Annotated in this window: 5 protein-coding genes; all 5 read right to left on the reverse strand. The window is 41.9% G+C overall.

What is annotated here, in order from left to right:
• Positions 1-177: 177 nt before the first annotated feature.
• Positions 178-789 carry a hypothetical protein gene (locus NE619_RS17660; protein ID WP_256133808.1) on the reverse strand — a complete coding sequence of 204 codons (612 nt, stop codon included), beginning with the start codon at positions 787-789 and terminating at the stop codon, positions 178-180.
• A gap of 189 nt (positions 790-978) precedes the next feature.
• Complete coding sequence (locus NE619_RS17665) at positions 979-1,365, reverse strand: sigma factor-like helix-turn-helix DNA-binding protein (protein ID WP_256133809.1); 387 nt, start codon at positions 1,363-1,365, stop codon at positions 979-981.
• On the reverse strand, positions 1,362-1,562 hold the full coding sequence (locus NE619_RS17670; protein WP_256133810.1) for a hypothetical protein: 201 nt from the start codon (positions 1,560-1,562) through the stop codon (positions 1,362-1,364). The genes NE619_RS17665 and NE619_RS17670 overlap by 4 nt, the downstream gene beginning before the upstream one ends.
• A gap of 41 nt (positions 1,563-1,603) precedes the next feature.
• Positions 1,604-2,017, reverse strand: coding sequence for a hypothetical protein (locus NE619_RS17675; RefSeq protein WP_256133811.1), 414 nt, complete (start codon positions 2,015-2,017; stop codon positions 1,604-1,606).
• Positions 2,014-2,418 carry a DUF3310 domain-containing protein gene (locus NE619_RS17680; RefSeq protein WP_256133812.1) on the reverse strand — a complete coding sequence of 135 codons (405 nt, stop codon included), beginning with the start codon at positions 2,416-2,418 and terminating at the stop codon, positions 2,014-2,016. Before NE619_RS17680 ends, NE619_RS17675 begins: the two co-directional genes overlap by 4 nt.
• Positions 2,419-2,496: the final 78 nt, after the last annotated feature.

Genomic DNA, 2,496 nt, shown 5'->3' on the forward strand with positions numbered 1-2,496 from the left:
TCCTTTCCTTGATTTATCATCCAGCTTCCGTTATACTAAACCTGTCTATAGACAAAAGATAAACTCCCCACCCTGGCAATTGGAGCCTGTGGTCTGGGAGTTTTTCTTTTGCATAATAAAAGAGACAGGCACGGGACTTGTCTCTGTGGTGTTGTAATTCTAAAAAACATTTTAATTTTATTCATGTATCAGACTCAAATTACCATTACCGCTTACAGCCTGCATAAAGCCGCTGCCTAGGCTCTTACGAATGGGCCATCCAACCATCTTAAATAGTTTTGAGCATTCCTCTGGTTCCTGCATTGTTTTTCCTCTACAAATATCTTTACATAAATATCTATTCAAAACGAAAAGACCTGCTAATGTTGTATATACATTTTTTAGGCTACCTTTTTTATGGTTATCATCATCCAATCTGCCATGTTTTATCTCATTGTAGGCTTTCCACCAAAATGGACTATCAGCTTCTGACCACCCAGCAAATGGTATAAATTCCTCTTTCGTTAAATTAACGCTTACTTTTGCATCAGTTAGACCATTATATCCGCATAAAATTTTAGCATAATCTGTAATATTTTTTCTTTGTGCATCAGCATTAACGCGTTCGCAAAGTGCTTTACAGACTATATCAACCTCAGATCCTATTGATAACAACTGCTTAGTATATTCTTTTGAATACGTTGAAAAATTATCATTTGAAAACTCAACATACCTTAACGTACTATAAAAGTCATCTTCTAACTGCAAATAAAACTGCCAAATCTTTGTGTTAAACTCATCTTTCGTCATTTTTTAATCCTCCTCTTCTAAAAAGCATTCTACCACACTTATCCTAAAACAAAAACTCCCCACACCGGAGGAGTCTTTGCCGTTTTATTATGTTAAGAGGAGGTCAATTTCTTTCTTGGATATTTGTGAAATTCCATTTTGACTTGATACCATATTACCACAGGTGAAATACGACATACCACGACATCACTAAAAAATCTTTTCAATTTTTCGCTGCACTGTTCTTGTACTTATCCCCAACTCTTCCGCCACCTGCTCCTGCGTGAGTCCATTGACATAGATCAGCCGCAGGATATCCCGCAGCTGAGAATCTTCCACACCGTCCAGCCACAATTCCAACTCCGCGATTTCATCCTGAATCTGCCGCAGCTTTTCCTGCAGTCTGCGCTTGAGTCTGTAGTACCCTTCGGCGGAGTACCCTCGGATCGTGATCGTCCGTGGAAACCCGGTGCGGTAATCTTTCGCCGAATCCGCAACATAGGGACCCGCCTTGAATGGAAGGTCCCTAATCTGTTCTTCAAGATGCTCCGCCTCTTTCATCAGCGCCCGCAGCTGTTTTAATCGGTCTTTGGTCATTTGCCTCTCCCCTTAACACTCTCATACTTGTCGCAGTCTTTTGTCGGAGGGCATCCCCGCAACTCGCCGACCATGCCTAAATAATCACACATGCCGCCTGAGAGCGTGGCAGCATATTTACAGTCATTATGACCGCACAGCAGATCCAATTTTTCTCGCATCTTCTTACTGATTTTCCCCCGTCTTGCGTTCGCCATGCTAGTCCTCCTCTCTAAAAATTCCACGGTTTTGACGTCTTTTAGTCGTGTTGTACGATTGTAATTGGCACTATAGATTCTGGTATATAGTTGACCTGATATTTGTATTTATTGACCTTCGCTCCACCTAAATCTTCCACAACGTAGAACGTGTCTTTATTTAACCCAATGATATGCTTTTTATAGCTTCCGTCCTCCATTTCACAGGTAACATATACCTTCTTGCTTACTTCATTTCCGCTTTCATCTTCCAGCGAGAAGGCTCCGATCAGTTCAAATTCCACTTTGTCCGTTCGGGTGTTAATTACTGCAAATCTCCTTAGTACGTTAAAATTGTCTGCCTCCTGGGACACGTTATAACTAACCTGGCTTGCTTCTGTGCAACCCACAAATACGATTGTCCCAGCAACTGCCATTACTAAAACTAAAGCCATTAATACGATTTTCTTTTTCATTCCGCTTCCTCCAATTCCTTGATTAGTCGATTCAGATACCATTCGCATTTTTTTAAATCCTCCACCACATCTCCTTTTTTCCCTGCTCGGGATAAGTATTTCATTGCGTTTCCCCGCAAATACCCCACAAATTCCTCTGGCGTCAGCTTCGCCCGCATATAGTCAATCGTTTCAATCCCGCCATCCGTATAGTGCTCCGGGTGGTGGACCGGATCCGGTGCCACACTTGGCATATCAGGTAAATCCCATGTGTGTGGTTCGTATGCTGTACATATGTCATGACCAAGCCTGTCCACATTAAAAATACACCCACCATCACAATTACCTATATATTGCTGGTCATTACAGTATTGTTCTAATTCGTGCGCCGCTTTCAAGATTTCGAGTTCTTGTTTCTTCATCTTTTCTCCTCCTTCTCCTCCTTCTCCTAACGCTTCTTAATTCGTTCGATTCTTGCTTTCAGGCTCCGCATCAGCTCG

Source organism: Anaerovorax odorimutans (assembly GCF_024459955.1).
GTDB lineage: Bacteria > Bacillota > Clostridia > Peptostreptococcales > Anaerovoracaceae > Hominibacterium > Hominibacterium odorimutans_A.

Coding starts and splice junctions, on each gene's coding strand:
- NE619_RS17660 (WP_256133808.1), bottom strand. CDS start 789: ATGACGAAAGATGAGTTTAACACAAAGATTTGGCAGTTTTATTTGCAG.
- NE619_RS17665 (WP_256133809.1), bottom strand. CDS start 1,365: ATGACCAAAGACCGATTAAAACAGCTGCGGGCGCTGATGAAAGAGGCG.
- NE619_RS17670 (WP_256133810.1), bottom strand. CDS start 1,562: ATGGCGAACGCAAGACGGGGGAAAATCAGTAAGAAGATGCGAGAAAAA.
- NE619_RS17675 (WP_256133811.1), bottom strand. CDS start 2,017: ATGAAAAAGAAAATCGTATTAATGGCTTTAGTTTTAGTAATGGCAGTT.
- NE619_RS17680 (WP_256133812.1), bottom strand. CDS start 2,418: ATGAAGAAACAAGAACTCGAAATCTTGAAAGCGGCGCACGAATTAGAA.